Below are 15477 nucleotides of genomic sequence, written 5' to 3' on the forward strand. Positions count from 1 at the left end.
AAAGGCCGCGCAGTGTAAGGGACACACATTCCATGTCCCCATTGTGTTCATTCACCCAGGAGTTTTCGCCATGTTCTTCACCCCCACCCACCGCGCGCATTTCGCTCCCCGTGCCCACGACCGCGCTTTCGAGCGCTTCGTGAACGAGGCCTTCGCCGGCGCCCGCCGCTCGCCCCTGGTCGAGCAGGACGACAAGAGCTGGACCCTGTCGCTGGACGTGCCCGGCCTGTCGCGTGAAGACCTGTCGGTGGCCATCGAAGGCGCCGTGGTCCGCATCGAAAGCAAGGCCGAAGCCAAGCGCCAGATCAAGCTCGCCTACGAACTGCCGCAAGCCATCGACCTGGCCACCAGCGAAGCCAAGCTGGAGAACGGCGTGCTGACCCTGAAGCTCGGCAAGCTGGTGCCGGCAAGCCAGGTTTCGCACTTGCAGATCAACTAGTCCCGGCGATGCCCCCACGAAGAAAATGTTAGTGACAGCTTGTTTTGACTTTAAACAAGCGCCGTATTCACAATAGTGCCGGATAACGTCACATGATGTGACGATTTATTAGTACTTTCTTCTTCGTGGGCATCTCGTAAACGCATCGAGTTCCCGGGCGGTGCGGACAGCGGGTGTGCCTCAAGGCACCATGAAAACGCACCTGCAGTCAGCCAATGACAACGAACGGTCCGACACGCTCCTGATCTTCCTGCCAGGGGCCTACCTCAAACCCGAAGAGTTCGAGCGCGAGGGTTTCATCAGCGCCGTGCGCGAGCGGCACCTCGCAGCCGACGCACTGCTGGTCGATGCGGACGTCTCCTACTACTACGACCAGACCCTCAGCGAGCGGCTGCACGCCGACGTCATCGAGCCCCAGCGGGCCAAGGGCTACACCTCGATCTGGCTGGTCGGCATTTCCATCGGCGGGTTCGGCGCACTGATCCACGAACTGGCACGCCCGGGCTCGGTGGACGGCATCGTGGCGCTGGCGCCCTACCTGGGGCGCCGCGTGCTCGGTGCGGAAATCAAGAAGGCCGGCGGCCTGCGCGCCTGGCAGGCGCCCACCGGGCCGCAGCCCGACGAGGAACCCGACCGCAAGCTCTGGCCCTTCTTCCAGCAGTACCTGGCGCCGAAGCCCTCCCAGGACCTGCCGCCGCTGTACCTGGGTTTCGGCCTGGCCGACCGCTTCGCCAGCAACCACAAGCTGCTGGCGGACGCCCTGCCGCCGGGGCGCGTGTTCACGACCGAAGGCGGCCACGACTGGCCCGAGTGGCGCCAGCTCTGGCGCAATGTGCTCGACGTGCTGCCGCTGCCCTCGCTGGGGCGTGCACGGCAGCAGCCGGCTACACGGTTTCCGGCAGCGGCGTCTCGGGCGTCATCAGCGATGCCATCGGCCATCGCGGCTTGACGTCGAAGGCGTAGCGCTCCGAGGCCTGCGACAGACCCGACTGCAGCCGCATCGCGGCCGCCATGGCGATCATGGCGCCGTTGTCGGTGCACAGGTGCAGCTCGGGGTAGTGCACGCGCACCTTGCGCTTGGCGCAGGCCGCGTTCAGTTGCTCGCGCAGGTTCTTGTTGGCCCCCACGCCGCCGGCCACCACCAGCCGCTTCAGGCCGGTCTGGTCCAGCGCCGCGAGCGACTTCTTCAGCAGCACTTCGACGATCGCCGCCTGCGTGGAGGCGGCCAGGTCGGCCTTGCGCGCCTCGAGCTGGTCGCCGAGCTTCTTGGCCTGCGTGAGCACGGCCGTCTTGAGGCCGGCAAACGAAAAGTCGAGGTCGCCGCTGTGCAGCAGCGGGCGCGGCAGCTTGAAGGCCGCGGCGTCGCCGCCTTCGGCCAGCTTCGCGAGCCAGGGGCCGCCGGGGTACGGCAGGCCCATGAGCTTGGCGCTCTTGTCGAAGGCCTCGCCGGCCGCGTCGTCGATGGTCTCGCCGAGCAGTTCGTAGCGGCCCACGCCGTCGACCCGCATCAGCTGCGTGTGGCCGCCCGACACCAGCAGCGCCACGAACGGAAATTCGGGCGGGTCGGCGCTCAGGAACGGCGACAGCAGATGCCCTTCGAGGTGATGCACCCCCAGCACCGGCTTGCCCAGCGCCACGCCAAGCGCGCAGGCCACGCCCGCGCCCACGAGCAGCGCGCCGGCCAGGCCCGGGCCGCGCGTGTAGGCCACCACGTCGATCTCGGCCAGCGAGCGCCCGGCCTCGGCCATGACGGCTTCGGTGAGCGGCAGCACGCGGCGGATGTGGTCGCGGCTGGCCAGCTCGGGCACCACGCCGCCGTAGGCCTGGTGCATGGCGATCTGGCTGTGCAGCGCGTGCGAACGCAGCAGCGGCAGCGCGTCGCCGTGCGACTCGACCAGCGCCACGCCGGTCTCGTCGCAGGATGATTCGATTCCCAACAAGAGCATGGCGCCGAGTGTAGGGGCCGCCCGCCGGCGGCGCCCGCGAAGGGGCAAGCGAGGCACGGAAGTTGCACGAGCGGAAGGCGCTCCTTCTGCGCCCCCACGAATGACTTCCGGCCTGAGCTTCCTGATCGCCGCGCGCCGATGCGAGATCGACGCGCTGGACCAGCTCGCGCGCACCAGCGAGCTGGTCGGCGCCATCGGCCGGCTCGTGCATGCGCTGCAGCGCGAGCGCGGCATGTCGAATGTGTTCCTGGCCTCGCACGGCGGGCGCTTTGCCGACCAGCGTGGTCCGCAGATCGCCGAATGCCTGGCGCTCGAGCAGCAGGTGCGCGCCGGCTTCGACCGGCTCGAGGCCGAGCACCACCGCGCGGTGGGCGCCGGCCACGGCGCGCGCCTGTTCAGCCGCATCGCCTGGGTGCTGCCCGGCCTGGACGCCCTGCCCGCGCTGCGCCGGCGCATCGACGCGCTCGAACTCCAGCCGGCCCAGGCCGTGGCCGCCTTCGCCAAGCTGGTGGCCGGCCTGCTGGCGGTGGTGTTCGAGGCGGCCGACGGCGCCACCGACCCCGAGATCTCGCGCCTGCTGGTGGCGATGTTCAACTTCATGCAGGGCAAGGAGTTCGCCGGCCAGGAGCGTGCCTTCGGCGCCGCCGCGCTCGCGCTGGGCCGGGGCGACGATGCGCAGCGCCAGCAGTGGCGCCACCTCATCGAGTCGCAGGAGCGCTGCTTCCAGGTGTTCATCGATTTCTCGGGCGACGCGGTGCGCACGCTGTGGCACGACAGCCAGTCGGACGCCGTGCTCGCCGAACTCGAGCGCCTGCGCCGCAAGGGCGCCACCTCGGTGCCGGCCGACGCGCTGCTGAGCCAGGCCTGGTTCGACTGCTGCACGCGGCGCATCGACGCCATGCAGACGGTCGAGAACCGCCTCTCGGCCGACCTGCGCGCGCTGTGCGACCACAAGACCGCCCAGGCGCGCAGCGAGCTGGCGGCCTACCGGCAGCTGCTCGGCACGCTGGCCCCGCAGGCCGGCGGCGCCCTTTTCTTCGACGATGCCCAGCAGGCGCAGGACGCCACGCCGGCGCAGCTCGGGCGCCACCTCGAGCGCTCGGTGCTCGACATGGTCCAGGAGCAGTCGCAGCGCCTGCAGGCCATGAGCGACGAGCTCGACACCGTGCGCGCCTCGCTCAACGAACGCAAGATCGTCGAGCGCGCCAAGGGCCTGCTGATGGCGCACCGGCGCCTGAGCGAGGCCGAGGCGCACAAGATGCTGCGCCAGACCGCCATGAACCAGAAGCGCCGCCTCGTCGACGTGGCCGAGTCGATGCTGGCCATGGCCGACTACCTGCCGCTCGAGCCTGCACCGCGGCGCTGACCCGGGCCGCTTGGATTGGTGCAGCGCACAACAGTTGTGCGTCGCCCCGTTGTGCCGGCTGGCAGGAACTTTTCCCTGCGCCGGCGCGCCCTGCCAGCTATCTTTTCCATAGTTCCCACCAGCGGCTTCGGGCTGGCACACCGCTTGCATGGAGCTTGTCACAGACCGCAAGGTCTTCAGGCAGGTTGCACCCAACGGCGGGTGCGGCCCACCGAACCGGACAAAGGCGTCCCCATCCCGCAAGGGCTCGTTCACGAGCAGCCCCTGCGCGGTGCGGACGCCTTTTCGTTTTTGTCTTTCACTTCTGGAGCCCCGCCCATGTCCGATCTGCTGCTGAAAACCAAACTGAGCCGGCGCCGCGTGCTGCAGGCCGCCGCCCTCGGCGCCGTGGGCATCGACCCCGCGCTGCGCGCCGCCGTCTGGGCCCAGGGCTCGGACAAGCCCGAAAAAGAAGAAGTGAAGATCGGCTTCATCCCGCTGACCGATTGCGCCAGCGTGGTGATGGCTTCGGTGCTGGGCATCGACAAGAAGTACGGCGTGAAGATCGTGCCGAGCAAGGAAGCCAGCTGGGCCGGCGTGCGCGACAAGCTCGTGAACGGCGACCTCGACATGGCGCACGTGCTCTACGGCCTCGTGTACGGCATGCACCTGGGCGTGAGCGGCCCGAAGAAGGACATGGCCGTGCTCATGACCCTGAACAACAACGGCCAGGCCATCACGCTGTCGAAGAAGCTGGCCGACAAGGGCGCGGTCGATGCCGCCTCGCTCGCCAAGCTCATCGCCAAGGAAAAGGGCGAGTACACCTTCGCCCACACCTTCCCCACCGGCACGCACGCCATGTGGCTCTACTACTGGCTCGCCTCGGCCGGCATCGATCCGTTCAAGGACGTGAAGAACATCACCGTGCCGCCCCCGCAGATGGTGGCCAACATGCGCGTGGGCAACATGGACGGCTACTGCGTGGGCGAGCCCTGGGGCCAGCGCGCGATCATGGACGGCATCGGCTTCACCGGCATCACGACGCAGGACATCTGGAAGGACCACCCCGAGAAGGTGCTGGGCTGCACCGCGGAGTTCACGAAAAAGTACCCGAACACCGCGCGCGCCGTCACGGCCGCGATCCTCGAGGCCGGCAAGTGGATCGACACCGGCCTGCAGAACAAGAACAAGATGGCCGAAACCATTGCTGACAAGAGCTACGTCAACACCAGCGTGGACGCCATCAACCAGCGCATCCTGGGCCGCTACACCAACGGCCTGGGCAAGAGCTGGGACGACCCCAACCACATGAAGTTCTACAACGGCGGCGCCGTGAACTTCCCGTACCTGTCGGACGGCATGTGGTTCCTCACGCAGCACAAGCGCTGGGGCCTGCTGAAGGAGCACCCCGACTACCTGAAGGTGGCCACCGAGATCAACCGCATCGACATCTACAAGCAGGCCGCCGCCGCCACGCAGACGCCCGTGCCCAAGGACGTGCTGCGCACCAGCAAGCTCTTCGACGGCACGGTCTGGGACGGCAAGGACCCGAAGAAGTACGCCGAGTCTTTCAAGCTCCATGTCTGAGGAGAAACGCACCATGGTCAGCGCTGTCTTCCATTCCCCGCTCGACGCCGTGGCCTCGCAGGTCACCGCGCCCGTGGTGTCCAGGCCCCCGGCACCCGCCCCTGCTGCGGCCGTTGCGGCGACGGCCCCCGTGCCCCGCACCCGCTCGCCCCTGGACCTGCGCGCCTTCTGGATGCGCGTGCTCCCGCCGTTCCTGGGCTTCGGCCTGCTGGTGCTGGTGTGGGAGATCGTGGCCATGAAGAGCACCACCGGCTTTCCCTCGCCGCTGGCCACCTGGCAGCAGGCGCTCACGGTGTTCAGCGATCCGTTCTACAGCAAGGGTCCGAACGACCAGGGCGTGGGCTGGAACGTGCTGTCGTCGCTGCAGCGCGTGGCGCTGGGCTTCGGCCTGGCGGCGGCGGTCGGCATTCCGGCCGGCTTCGCCATCGGGCGCTTCGAGTTCCTCTCGCGCATGTTCAACCCGCTGATCAGCCTGCTGCGCCCGGTGTCGCCGCTGGCCTGGCTGCCCATCGGCCTGCTGGTGTTCAAGGGCGCCAACCCGGCCGCGATCTGGACCATCTTCATCTGCTCGATCTGGCCGATGGTCATCAACACCGCCGTGGGCGTGCAGCGCGTGCCCAGCGACTACATGAACGTGGCCAAGGTGCTCAACCTCAGCGAATGGAAGATCCTCACCAAGATCCTCTTTCCCGCCGTGCTGCCCTACATGCTCACCGGCGTGCGCCTGGCGGTGGGCACCGCGTGGCTGGTGATCGTCGCGGCCGAGATGCTCACGGGGGGCGTCGGCATCGGCTTCTGGGTGTGGGACGAGTGGAACAACCTCAACGTCGCCAACATCATCATCGCGATCTTCGTGATCGGCATCGTCGGCCTGGTGCTGGAGTTCGCGCTCATCAAGCTCGCCACCGCATTCACGTTCGAAGAGGTGAAGTCATGAACGACGATTCCAAGTACATCGAGATCCACAACGTCGAACAGGCGTTCAAGACGCCCAAGGGCCGCTTCGTCGCGCTGCGCGACGTGAACCTGAACGTGGCCAAGGGTGAGTTCGTCACGCTCATCGGCCACTCGGGCTGCGGCAAGTCGACGCTGCTGAACCTCATCGCCGGGCTGACCACGCCCACGCAGGGCGTGCTGCTGTGCGCCAACAAGGAAATCAAGGGCCCGGGCCCCGAGCGCGCCGTGGTGTTCCAGAACCACTCGCTGCTGCCCTGGCTCACCTGCTTCGAGAACGTGTACCTCGCGGTCGAGCGCGTGTTCGCGGCCACCGAGAACAAGGCGCAGCTGCGCGAACGCACCGACGCGGCCCTCGCGCTGGTGGGCCTCACGCCCGCCGCGCAGAAGCGGCCCGGTGAAATCTCGGGCGGCATGAAGCAGCGCGTGGGCATCGCCCGTGCGCTGTCGATGGAGCCCAAGGTGCTGCTGATGGACGAGCCCTTCGGCGCGCTCGACGCCCTCACCCGCGCCAAGCTGCAGGACGAGCTGCTCGCCATCGTGCAGAAGACGCGCAGCACGGTCGTCATGGTCACGCACGACGTCGACGAGGCCGTGCTGCTCAGCGACCGCATCGTGATGCTCACCAACGGCCCGGCCGCCACCATCGGCGACGTGCTGGCGGTGGACATCGCGCGCCCGCGCAACCGCGTGGCGCTGGCCGAAGACCCGGCCTATGTGCATGCGCGCAAGGCGGTGATCGATTTTCTCTACACGCGCCAGGCGCATGTGGAGAAGGCCGCGGCCTGACCCGGCAGGCGCAGCACGACGGGCATCAAGACATGATGACCTGCAGGCTGTGCTCGTACCACCCCGTGAGGCGCTCGAAGGTGTCCACGAGCGCCTCGCTGGAACGCACCAGCGTGGCGCGCCCTTCGGCACTGTCGAGCGCCTGCACGCCGCCGACGAGGCGCAGCCATTCGTCGCGCGCGCTCGCCAGCCCGGCGCGGATCTCGGGCGAGCTGAGCGGCGCGCGCTCCAGCTCCAGCAGCGCGGCTTCGAATTCGTTCATGGTCGGCAACAGCCGCTCGCGCGAGGTGCCGGCCGCGAGCGTCGAGACCAGCAGCGCGTCCTTGGCCAGCCGCTGTGCGCGCATGCGCTGCCGCCCGCAGATGTTGACGATGCGCAGCGCGCGCCGCGCACCCGAGGCCTCCAGCGCGTCCGTCAGGGCCTCAGCCGCCGACAGCAGGGCCTCGCCGCGCGCATCGATCGCAGCAAGCCCTGTCGACGCGGGCTTGGCGGTCAGCAGCGCGGCCAGCGCGAGCCACGCGGCCTGCACCTCGCCGAGCGCCTGCACGCCGGCCGGGCCCAGCTCGAGGGCCGTCAGATGATCCAGCGTCTGTTGCACGCGCTCGGTCGACTGCGTGCGCAGCACGCGCGCGCGCTGCGCATCGATGCCGGCCGCGAGCTGCGCCGCCACGCGCACCAGCCGCTGCGAGAGCATGCGCAGCTGCCCCGCGCGATTGATCGCCTCGGCCCACTGCGCGGCCTCGATGACCGAGCGCGACACCTCGCCCAGCCGCAGGTTGGCGTGCATCGCGGCGCCGCGCAGCAGGCCGAAGGCCTCGTCCTCGCCGATGCCGCGCGCGGACATCAGCAGGCCCTTGGCACGGTCGACCCACTTGCGCTCGTCCATGCGCGTGCGCAGGGCGTCGAGCTCGGTGCGCAGCGCGGCCTCGCGGGTCCAGCGGGCCTGCGCCTGCGCGATCAGTGCCGCGAGCGAATCGACGCCATCGATGGGTACCCACCCGTGCACGCCCGCGGCCACGAGCGCTGCGTGCTGCGCGCCATCCAGCGGTGCGCTCATCACGCCCAGGGCGCACGGCGGTGCGCCGCCCCAGGGGGCCAGCGCATCGAGCAGCGCGTCGAGTTGCGGCTCTGTTGCATCCAGATGCACCAGGACCATCGACGGTGCGAGCGCCTGCGTGCGCTGCACCAGCGTGTGGCAGCCCGCGCGCCCGAGCACCGCGACGCCCGCGGCATCGATCGACTGCTGCAGCGACGCCGGCAAGGGCTCGCCTTCAGCGGGTTCAGGGGAAAGGACGACGAGAAGGGACATGGCGGCAAGGTGTGGCAAGGCCCGGGAAGCATAGGCCACGCCAGCCTGCATCCGCAGGCACGCCTCTTGCATCGAAGGGGGCACGGTGTAACGAAGCACCGCTTTGGTGAGGCTGCAGGTTCCTGCATCCAACCCGGCCCTCCTCAGGCCGGGCTCACCCCCATGTCGACGGCATTCGCCGCCGGCCTCCCGACTCCACCCCTGTCCGTCGACACGACCGCTGCCCGGTCGCGCCGCGGCTTTTTGCACCTTTGAACGCCATGTCCGGTTTCAGGAATTTCTTGCAGTCAGGCCACAGTCCGACCCTGTTCGCGGCCTTCCTGTACTTCTCGTTCTCCTGCTGCATCTGGGTGCTCAACGGCGCCATGGCGCCCTTCATCGGCGAGACCTTCAACCTCTCGCCCGCGCAGAAGGGCCTGATGCTGTCGGTGCCGATCATCGCGGGCGCGCTCATGCGCTTTCCGCTGGGCCTGCTGTCGCAGTACATCGGCCGCAAGAAGGCCACGCTGGTCGAGATGGGCCTCATCGCCGTGGCGATGCTGTTCGGCTTCTTCTTCGTGAAGAGCTTCAACGACCTCCTCGCCATGGGCGTGCTGCTGGGCATCGCGGGTGCGAGCTTCGGCGTGGCGCTGTCGCTGGGCTCGGGCTGGTTCCCGCCGCAGCACAAGGGCCTGGCGATGGGCCTCGTGGGCGCAGGCAACGTGGGCACGGCCGTGTCGGTGCTGGTGGCGCCGCCGCTGGCCAACTGGCTGGGCTGGCAGGCGGTGTACGGCGTGGCCGCCGTCGCCATCCTCATCCCGATGGTCGTGATGGTGGTCTTCGCCAAGGAGCCGCCGGACGTGGACCCGCACGGCAGCTTCCGCGCCCACATCGCCTGCCTGTTCGAGAAAGACGGCTGGGTCTTCAGCCTGATCTACGGCGTGACCTTCGGCGGCTTCATCGGCCTCACGACCTTCCTGCCCTCGTACTACTACGACCAGTTCGGCGTGAGCAAGGTGCAGGCCGGCCAGCTGACGATGCTCGCGGCCTTCATGGGCGCGGCGGTGCGCATCGTGGGCGGCTGGCTGTCCGACCGCTGGGGCGGCGTGAACACGCTCACGGTGGTGCTGCTGGTGGTGGCCGTGGGCCTCGTGCTGGTGGGCTTCTCGTCGGGCTCGTTGGCGCTCACCACGCTGCTGCTCATCGTCTGCTTCGCCGCGCTGGGCGCGGGCAACGGCGCGCTGTTCCAGCTGGTGCCGCTGCGCTGGCCCACGAGCACGGCGGTGGCCGGCTCGATGATCGGCGAGATCGGCGCCCTCGGCGGCGGCCTGGTGCCCAACGCCATGGGCCTGTCGAAGCAGTACCTGGGCAGCTATGCCTGGGGCTTCGTGTTCTTCGGTGCGCTCTCGCTGGCGATGCTGGGCGTGATGCGCGTGATGCAGATCCGCTGGACACGCACCTGGGCCGAAAAAGGCGGACGCGCGCGCGTCACCCCGGCCCCTGCGGTTGCCAAGCCCTCGCCTGTTCGCAAGGCCGCCCGTTCATGAGCCTCTTCGCCCGCCCCCGCTCAACGTGGCAGGAAGAGAAGCCACACGATGAGCAGCACGTTGAACAGCACGGACACGCCGAGCGCGAGCTGGTACAGCGCGAGCGGGTCGCGGCGGATCAGCGGCGTGGCGGCGGGCGCGTTCACGGGGCGCGAGGCGCCGCGCTCCAGCGCGAGCAGCATCTCCTCGGCGGTCTCGAAGCGTTCGCGCGGGTCGCGGGCCACGGCCTTGCGCACGAGGTGGTCGAGCCACACGGGCACGTCGGGTCGCAGGCGCGAGAGCGCGACCGGATCGCGCCGGTAGCGCGCCACCTGGTAGGGCTCGATCTCGCCGTAGGGCAGGTGCCCGCCCAGCCACTGGTAGAGCGTGGCGCCGAGCGCGAACAGGTCGCTGCCCGCATCGGCCACGCCGCCCTCTTCCCACTGCTCGGGGTTGATGTAGCTCGGCGTGCCCGCATGCAGCTCGCGCTGCGCCGCGCCTTCGCGGCCCGAGATCGCCACGCCCAGGTCGAGGATGCGCCAGCGCCCGTCGTCGCCCCGGTGCAGGTTGCCGGGCTTGATGTCGCGGTGGACCACGCCGTGGCGGTGCAGCCGCCCGAGCGCGCGGCTCACCTCGATGGCCGCGGCGACCACCTCGGCCACGGTGCCGCGCGTGCCGTCCTTGCGCATCTGCTCGAGCGTGCGCCCGCCGTGCCAGTCGAACACGATGTACAGCGCGCTGGCGTCGGGCGCACGCTCGTGCACGCGCACGAAGCCGCCGCCCTGCCCCACGCGCTGACCCAGCCAGGCCTCGTGCGCCAGCATCGCGCGCTCCTGCGGGTCGCCGGCGCGCGAGGGGTGCAGGGTCTTGAGCGCAACCAGTTCGCGCGTGACCGGATGGCGCGCCTGGTACAGCAGGTGCACGCCGGTGTCGGCCACCAGCCCGGTGACGACATAGCCGTCGAGCACGTCGCCCACCTTGAGCCACGGCGGCGGCGCCAGGCGGCGGCCGTCGCCGAGTTCGTCGTCGAGCTGGCGCGCGTCCAGCCCCACCACGCGGATCACCAGCGCGGTCGCGTTGTCGCGCGTGCCGGCTTCGAGCGCCGCCTGCACCAGCGCCTCGCTCGCGGCCTCGGCGTCGCCCTGCAGCGCGAGCGCGGCCACCTGCTGCGGCTTGAGCACGCCGTGCACGCCGTCGGTGCTGAGCACGAAGCAGTCGCCCACGCGCACGTCGCCCTGCAGGTAGTCGACCCGCACCTGATCGTCCAGGCCGATGGCGCGCGTGAGCCGGCTGCGCATGTCGGGGTGGTCGAAGGCGTGGTCCTGCGTGAGCAGCTGCGCGGGTTCGCCGTCGGCGCGCACGCGCCAGGCGCGGGTGTCGCCCACGTGGGCCAGCGTGTAGCTCTGGCCGTGCAGCACCAGCGCGGTGAGCGTGGTGAGCGCCGTGCCCGCGCCCTCCTGCTTGCCCTGGCGCCGGCGGTTGTGGTCGGCGAGCCAGCCGTTCTGCGCGCCGATCAGGCGGTCGAGCGCGGCGGTCGGCTCCCAGGTCGCGGGCGTGGCGAAGTAGTCGGCCAGCAGGCCCATCACCGTGGTCTGCGCCGCTTCGCGGCCGCGTCCGCCGCTCGAGACCCCGTCGGCAATCGCCGCGATGAGCCCGCGTGCCTCGTCGCCGGCCGGCGCATGCACCGTGCCGGCGAAGTCTTCGTTCGCGTCGCGCGGCCCGCGCTGGCTGCTGTAGCCGATGTCCACTTCAAAGCTCATGGCGCGATTCTGACCGCGCGCCGCGGGCCGTCGTTCGGTTGATTTCCCTGAAAGGTCCCGCCCCATGAAGAAAATGAAACTCGTGATGGTCGGCAACGGCATGGCCGGCGTGCGCACGCTCGAAGAGCTGCTGAAGATCGCACCCGACCTGTACGACATCACCGTCTTCGGCGCCGAGCCGCACCCCAACTACAACCGCATCCTGCTGTCGCCCGTGCTCGCGGGCGAGCAGACGGTGGACGAGATCGTGCTCAACAGCTGGGAGTGGTACTCGGACAACCACATCACGCTGCATGCCGGCAAGAAGGTGGTCGAGGTCGACCGCGTGAACCGCATCGTGCGCGCGGAAGATGGCACCGAGGCGCCCTACGACCGCCTGCTGATGTGCACCGGCTCCAACCCCTTCATGCTGCCCGTGCCCGGCAAGGACCTGAAGGGCGTGATCGCCTACCGCGACATCGCCGACACCGACTACATGATCGAGACCGCGCGCACGCACAAGAACGCCGTGGTCATCGGCGGCGGCCTGCTCGGCCTCGAAGCGGCCAACGGCCTGATGCTGCGCGGCATGACCGTGACGGTGGTGCATGTGATGCCCTGGCTCATGGAACGCCAGCTCGACGACGTGGCGGGCAAGCTGCTGCAAAAGTCGCTCGAAGACCGTGGCCTGAAATTCCTCATGGGCGCGCAGACGCAGGACCTGGTCGGTGGCGACGATGGCCGCGTGAAGGCGATCCGCTTCAAGGACGGGACCGAGGTCGCGGCCGACCTCGTGGTGATGGCCGTGGGCATCCGCCCCAACGTCGAGCTGGCCGAGAAGATGCGCCTGCACTGCAACCGCGGCATCGTGGTGACCGACACGATGCAGACGGTGACCGATGCGCGCATCTACTCGGTGGGCGAATGCGCGGCGCACCGCGGCATCGCCTACGGCCTGGTCGCGCCGCTGTTCGAGCAGGCCAAGGTGGCGGCCAACCACCTGGCGCTGTTCGGCATCGGACGCTACCTGGGGTCGCTCACGTCCACCAAGCTCAAGGTGACGGGCATCGACCTGTTCAGCGCCGGCGAGTTCATGGGCGGCGAAGGCACCGAGGAGATCGTCATGAGCGACCCCTTCGGCGGCGTCTACAAGAAGCTGGTGCTCAAGGACGACAAGCTCATCGGCGCCTGCCTGTACGGCGACACGGTGGACGGCAGCTGGTACTTCAAGCTGCTGCGCGACGGGCGCAGCGTGCACGACATCCGCGACAAGCTGATGTTCGGCGAGTCGAACATCGGCGACACCGGCCACGAGGGCCACAGCAAGGCCGCGAGCATGCCCGACGACGCCGAGGTGTGCGGCTGCAACGGCGTGAACAAGGGCACCATCTGCAAGGCCATCAAGGAGAAGGGCCTGTTCACGCTCGACGAGGTGAAGAAGCACACCAAGGCCAGCGCCAGCTGCGGCTCGTGCACCGGGCTGGTCGAGCAGATTTTGATGTTCACGGCCGGCGGCGACTACTCGGCCACGCCGAAGAAGAAGGCGATCTGCGGCTGCACCGACATGAGCCACCAGGACGTGCGCGACGCGATCCGCAAGGAGCACTGGCTCACGCACGACGCGGTCTACCGCGGCATGGGCTGGCGCACACCCAACGGCTGCGCCACCTGCCGCCCGGCCGTCAACTACTACCTCATCAGCACCTGGCCGAAAGAAGCGAAGGACGATCCGCAGAGCCGCTTCATCAACGAGCGCAGCCACGCCAACATCCAGAAGGACGGCACCTACTCCGTCATTCCGCGCATGTGGGGCGGCCACACCACGCCCGACGAACTGCGCCGCATCGCCGACGCGGCCGACAAGTACAAGATCCCGACCGTCAAGGTCACGGGCGGCCAGCGCATCGACCTGCTGGGCGTGAAGAAGGAAGACCTGGAAGGCGTGTGGAAGGACATCGGCATGCCCTCGGGCTTTGCCTATGCGAAGTCGCTGCGCACGGTGAAGACCTGCGTGGGCAGCGAGTGGTGCCGCTTCGGCACGCAGGACTCCACGCAGATGGGCAAGGACCTGGAGCGCGCGCTGTGGGCCATGTACTCGCCGCACAAGGTCAAGCTGGCCGTGTCGGGCTGCCCGCGCAACTGCGCGGAGGCCGGCATCAAGGACGTCGGCGTGATCGGCGTCGACTCGGGCTGGGAGCTGTACGTGGGCGGCAACGGCGGCATCAAGACCGAGGTGGCGCAGTTCCTCGTGAAGGTGAAGACCGCCGAGGAAGTGATGGAACACGCCGGCGCCTTCCTGCAGCTGTACCGCGAGGAAGGCTGGTACCTGGAGCGCACCGTGCACTACATCGGCCGCGTCGGGCTGGACTACGTGAAGAAGAAGGTCCTCGAAGACGCCGAGGGCCGCAAAGCGCTGTGGGAACGGCTGCAGTTCGCGCTCGACGGCGAGCCCGACCCGTGGTTCGAATCGGCGCAGGCCTCGGTGGACGTGCGGCAGTTTGCGCCGCTGAGCGTGTGATCGGAGCGACCGCTTGAAACGACGACTTTTCATCGCTTCTTCCGCCCTCGCTGCGCTCGCCCCGGTGGGCGCCCGTGCGCAGGTGGCCGACCTCAACGACGCCATCAACAAGGCCGGCCGCCAGCGCATGCTGTCGCAGCGCGCGAGCAAGGCCTACCTGGCGCTGGTGCAGAAGGTGGAACCGCGCAGCGCGCAGCAGGTGCTCGACCGCTCGGTGGCGCTGTTCGAGCGCCAGCTCGGCGAGCTCAAGGCCTTTGCGCCGACGCCAACGCTGCGCGCCACCTACGACGGCCTGGACGGCGCCTGGCGCGCCTTCCGCACCGAGCTGGCCGATGCGGCGCCCGGCCGGGAAGCCGCCGCGCGGGTGGTGGCGCTCGACGCCGCCGTGCTCGCGCTGGCCCACCAGGGCACGGCGCAGTACGAGGCGGCCTCGGGCAAGCCGGTCGGGCGGCTGGTCAACATCGCGGGGCGCCAGCGCATGCTGTCGCAGCGCATGGCCAAGTGCTACCTGGCCGCGGCGATGCAGATCGACCCGGCCGGCAGCACCGCCGAGATCGCCAAGGCACGCACCGAATTCCTGGCTGCGCTCGACCTGCTGCGCAACGCGCCCGAGGCCACCGCGCAGATCCGCCAGGAGCTGGTGCTGGCCGACGCGCAATGGATGTTCTTCAACCGCGGCCTGCAGCGCCTGGACGGTGCGGGCGCCTCGCCCGCGCTGATGTCCGACGTGTTCGTGAGCAGCGAGAACCTGCTCGCGATCATGGACCGCGTGACCGGCCTGTACGCCGAGATCAAGACCTGATCCGCGCCCGAACACAACACAACACAACACAAGACAACACAAGACAAGACAAGACAACACAAGACAAGACAACACAAGACAAGACAACACAACACAAGACAAGACAAGACAAGACAAGACAAGACAAGAGAGCCCCACCATGAGCGATTGGAAAGCCATCTGCCGCCTCGACGACATCCCCGTGCTCGGCGCCCGCCGCGTGATGCGGCCCGCCGGCCTGGACGTGGCCGTGTTCCGCAATGCCGAGGACCAGGTCTTCGCGCTGCTCGACCGCTGCCCGCACAAGGGCGGCCCGCTGAGCCAGGGCATCGTGTTCGGCACCAGCGTGGCCTGCCCGCTGCACAACTGGGCCATCGGCCTGGACGACGGCTGCGCCCGCTCGCCCGACGAAGGCTGCACGCCGAAGTTCGCGGTGAAGCTCGAAGACGGCGTGGTGCACCTGGACGCCGGCGAGCTGGCCACGCACGCGCTCGACCTCGAGCGCCCCGTCGCCGGGCCGCAGCGCCTGGCCGCCGTGACGGTCCTGTCCCCGGAAGAAGGTTGA

The 15477-nt window shown here is 69.1% G+C and carries 13 protein-coding genes; 10 read left to right on the plus strand and 3 right to left on the minus strand.

All coding sequences use genetic code 11. The features are described 5' to 3' along the window. The first annotated feature begins 70 nt into the window (after positions 1-70). Together FFI97_RS02295 and FFI97_RS02300 are read left to right on the plus strand one after the other, a co-directional pair. Positions 71-439 carry an Hsp20/alpha crystallin family protein gene (locus FFI97_RS02295; RefSeq protein WP_139702817.1) on the plus strand — a complete coding sequence of 123 codons (369 nt, stop codon included), beginning with the start codon at positions 71-73 and terminating at the stop codon, positions 437-439. Positions 440-629: 190 nt separating this feature from the next. Continuing rightward, a complete protein-coding gene (locus tag FFI97_RS02300; protein ID WP_062475441.1) occupies positions 630-1388 on the plus strand; it encodes an alpha/beta hydrolase in 759 nt (252 codons plus the stop codon). Here the strand turns inward: FFI97_RS02300 and tsaD are convergent. Next, a complete protein-coding gene (tsaD, locus tag FFI97_RS02305) occupies positions 1324-2385 on the minus strand; it encodes a tRNA (adenosine(37)-N6)-threonylcarbamoyltransferase complex transferase subunit TsaD (protein ID WP_139702818.1) in 1062 nt (353 codons plus the stop codon). The genes FFI97_RS02300 and tsaD overlap by 65 nt on opposite strands. 100 nt (positions 2386-2485) lie before the next feature. Here tsaD and FFI97_RS02310 point away from each other — a divergent pair, with 100 nt between their 5' ends. The 4 genes from FFI97_RS02310 (at position 2486) to FFI97_RS02325 (ending at position 7060) form a co-directional block, all read left to right on the plus strand. After that, positions 2486-3751, plus strand: coding sequence for a nitrate regulatory protein (locus tag FFI97_RS02310; protein WP_062475447.1), 1266 nt, complete (start codon positions 2486-2488; stop codon positions 3749-3751). Positions 3752-4069: 318 nt separating this feature from the next. After that, a complete protein-coding gene (locus FFI97_RS02315; RefSeq protein ID WP_062475451.1) occupies positions 4070-5317 on the plus strand; it encodes a CmpA/NrtA family ABC transporter substrate-binding protein in 1248 nt (415 codons plus the stop codon). 13 nt (positions 5318-5330) lie between these two features. After that, entirely contained in the window at positions 5331-6254 is a 924-nt protein-coding gene (gene ntrB / locus FFI97_RS02320; protein ID WP_139702819.1) for a nitrate ABC transporter permease, read from the plus strand. Then, positions 6251-7060, plus strand: a complete 810-nt coding sequence (locus FFI97_RS02325) for an ABC transporter ATP-binding protein (RefSeq protein ID WP_070063125.1) — start codon at positions 6251-6253, stop codon at positions 7058-7060. The genes ntrB and FFI97_RS02325 overlap by 4 nt, the downstream gene beginning before the upstream one ends. A gap of 25 nt (positions 7061-7085) precedes the next feature. Here FFI97_RS02325 and FFI97_RS02330 read toward each other — a convergent pair whose 3' ends face one another. Next, complete coding sequence (locus tag FFI97_RS02330; RefSeq protein WP_139702820.1) at positions 7086-8369, minus strand: type IV pili methyl-accepting chemotaxis transducer N-terminal domain-containing protein; 1284 nt, start codon at positions 8367-8369, stop codon at positions 7086-7088. 260 nt (positions 8370-8629) lie between these two features. Between FFI97_RS02330 and FFI97_RS02335 the strand changes: the two genes are divergently transcribed. Continuing rightward, complete coding sequence (locus FFI97_RS02335) at positions 8630-9895, plus strand: MFS transporter (RefSeq protein ID WP_139702821.1); 1266 nt, start codon at positions 8630-8632, stop codon at positions 9893-9895. A 20-nt stretch (positions 9896-9915) separates the two neighbouring features. On the opposite strand, the gene FFI97_RS02340 is transcribed toward FFI97_RS02335, so the two are convergent. Then, positions 9916-11634 carry a bifunctional protein-serine/threonine kinase/phosphatase gene (locus tag FFI97_RS02340; protein WP_139702822.1) on the minus strand — a complete coding sequence of 573 codons (1719 nt, stop codon included), beginning with the start codon at positions 11632-11634 and terminating at the stop codon, positions 9916-9918. 64 nt (positions 11635-11698) lie between these two features. Between FFI97_RS02340 and nirB the strand changes: the two genes are divergently transcribed. The 3 genes from nirB to nirD all read left to right on the plus strand — a co-directional run bounded on the left by nirB (position 11699) and on the right by nirD (position 15477). Continuing rightward, positions 11699-14131, plus strand: coding sequence for a nitrite reductase large subunit NirB (gene nirB, locus FFI97_RS02345; RefSeq protein ID WP_139702823.1), 2433 nt, complete (start codon positions 11699-11701; stop codon positions 14129-14131). 13 nt (positions 14132-14144) lie between these two features. Further along, positions 14145-14933, plus strand: a complete 789-nt coding sequence (locus FFI97_RS02350) for a type IV pili methyl-accepting chemotaxis transducer N-terminal domain-containing protein (RefSeq protein WP_139702824.1) — start codon at positions 14145-14147, stop codon at positions 14931-14933. 139 nt (positions 14934-15072) lie between these two features. Then, complete coding sequence (nirD, locus tag FFI97_RS02355) at positions 15073-15477, plus strand: nitrite reductase small subunit NirD (RefSeq protein WP_062475470.1); 405 nt, start codon at positions 15073-15075, stop codon at positions 15475-15477.

Source organism: Variovorax sp. KBS0712 (genome assembly GCF_006323185.2).
Classification (GTDB): domain Bacteria; phylum Pseudomonadota; class Gammaproteobacteria; order Burkholderiales; family Burkholderiaceae_C; genus Variovorax; species Variovorax boronicumulans.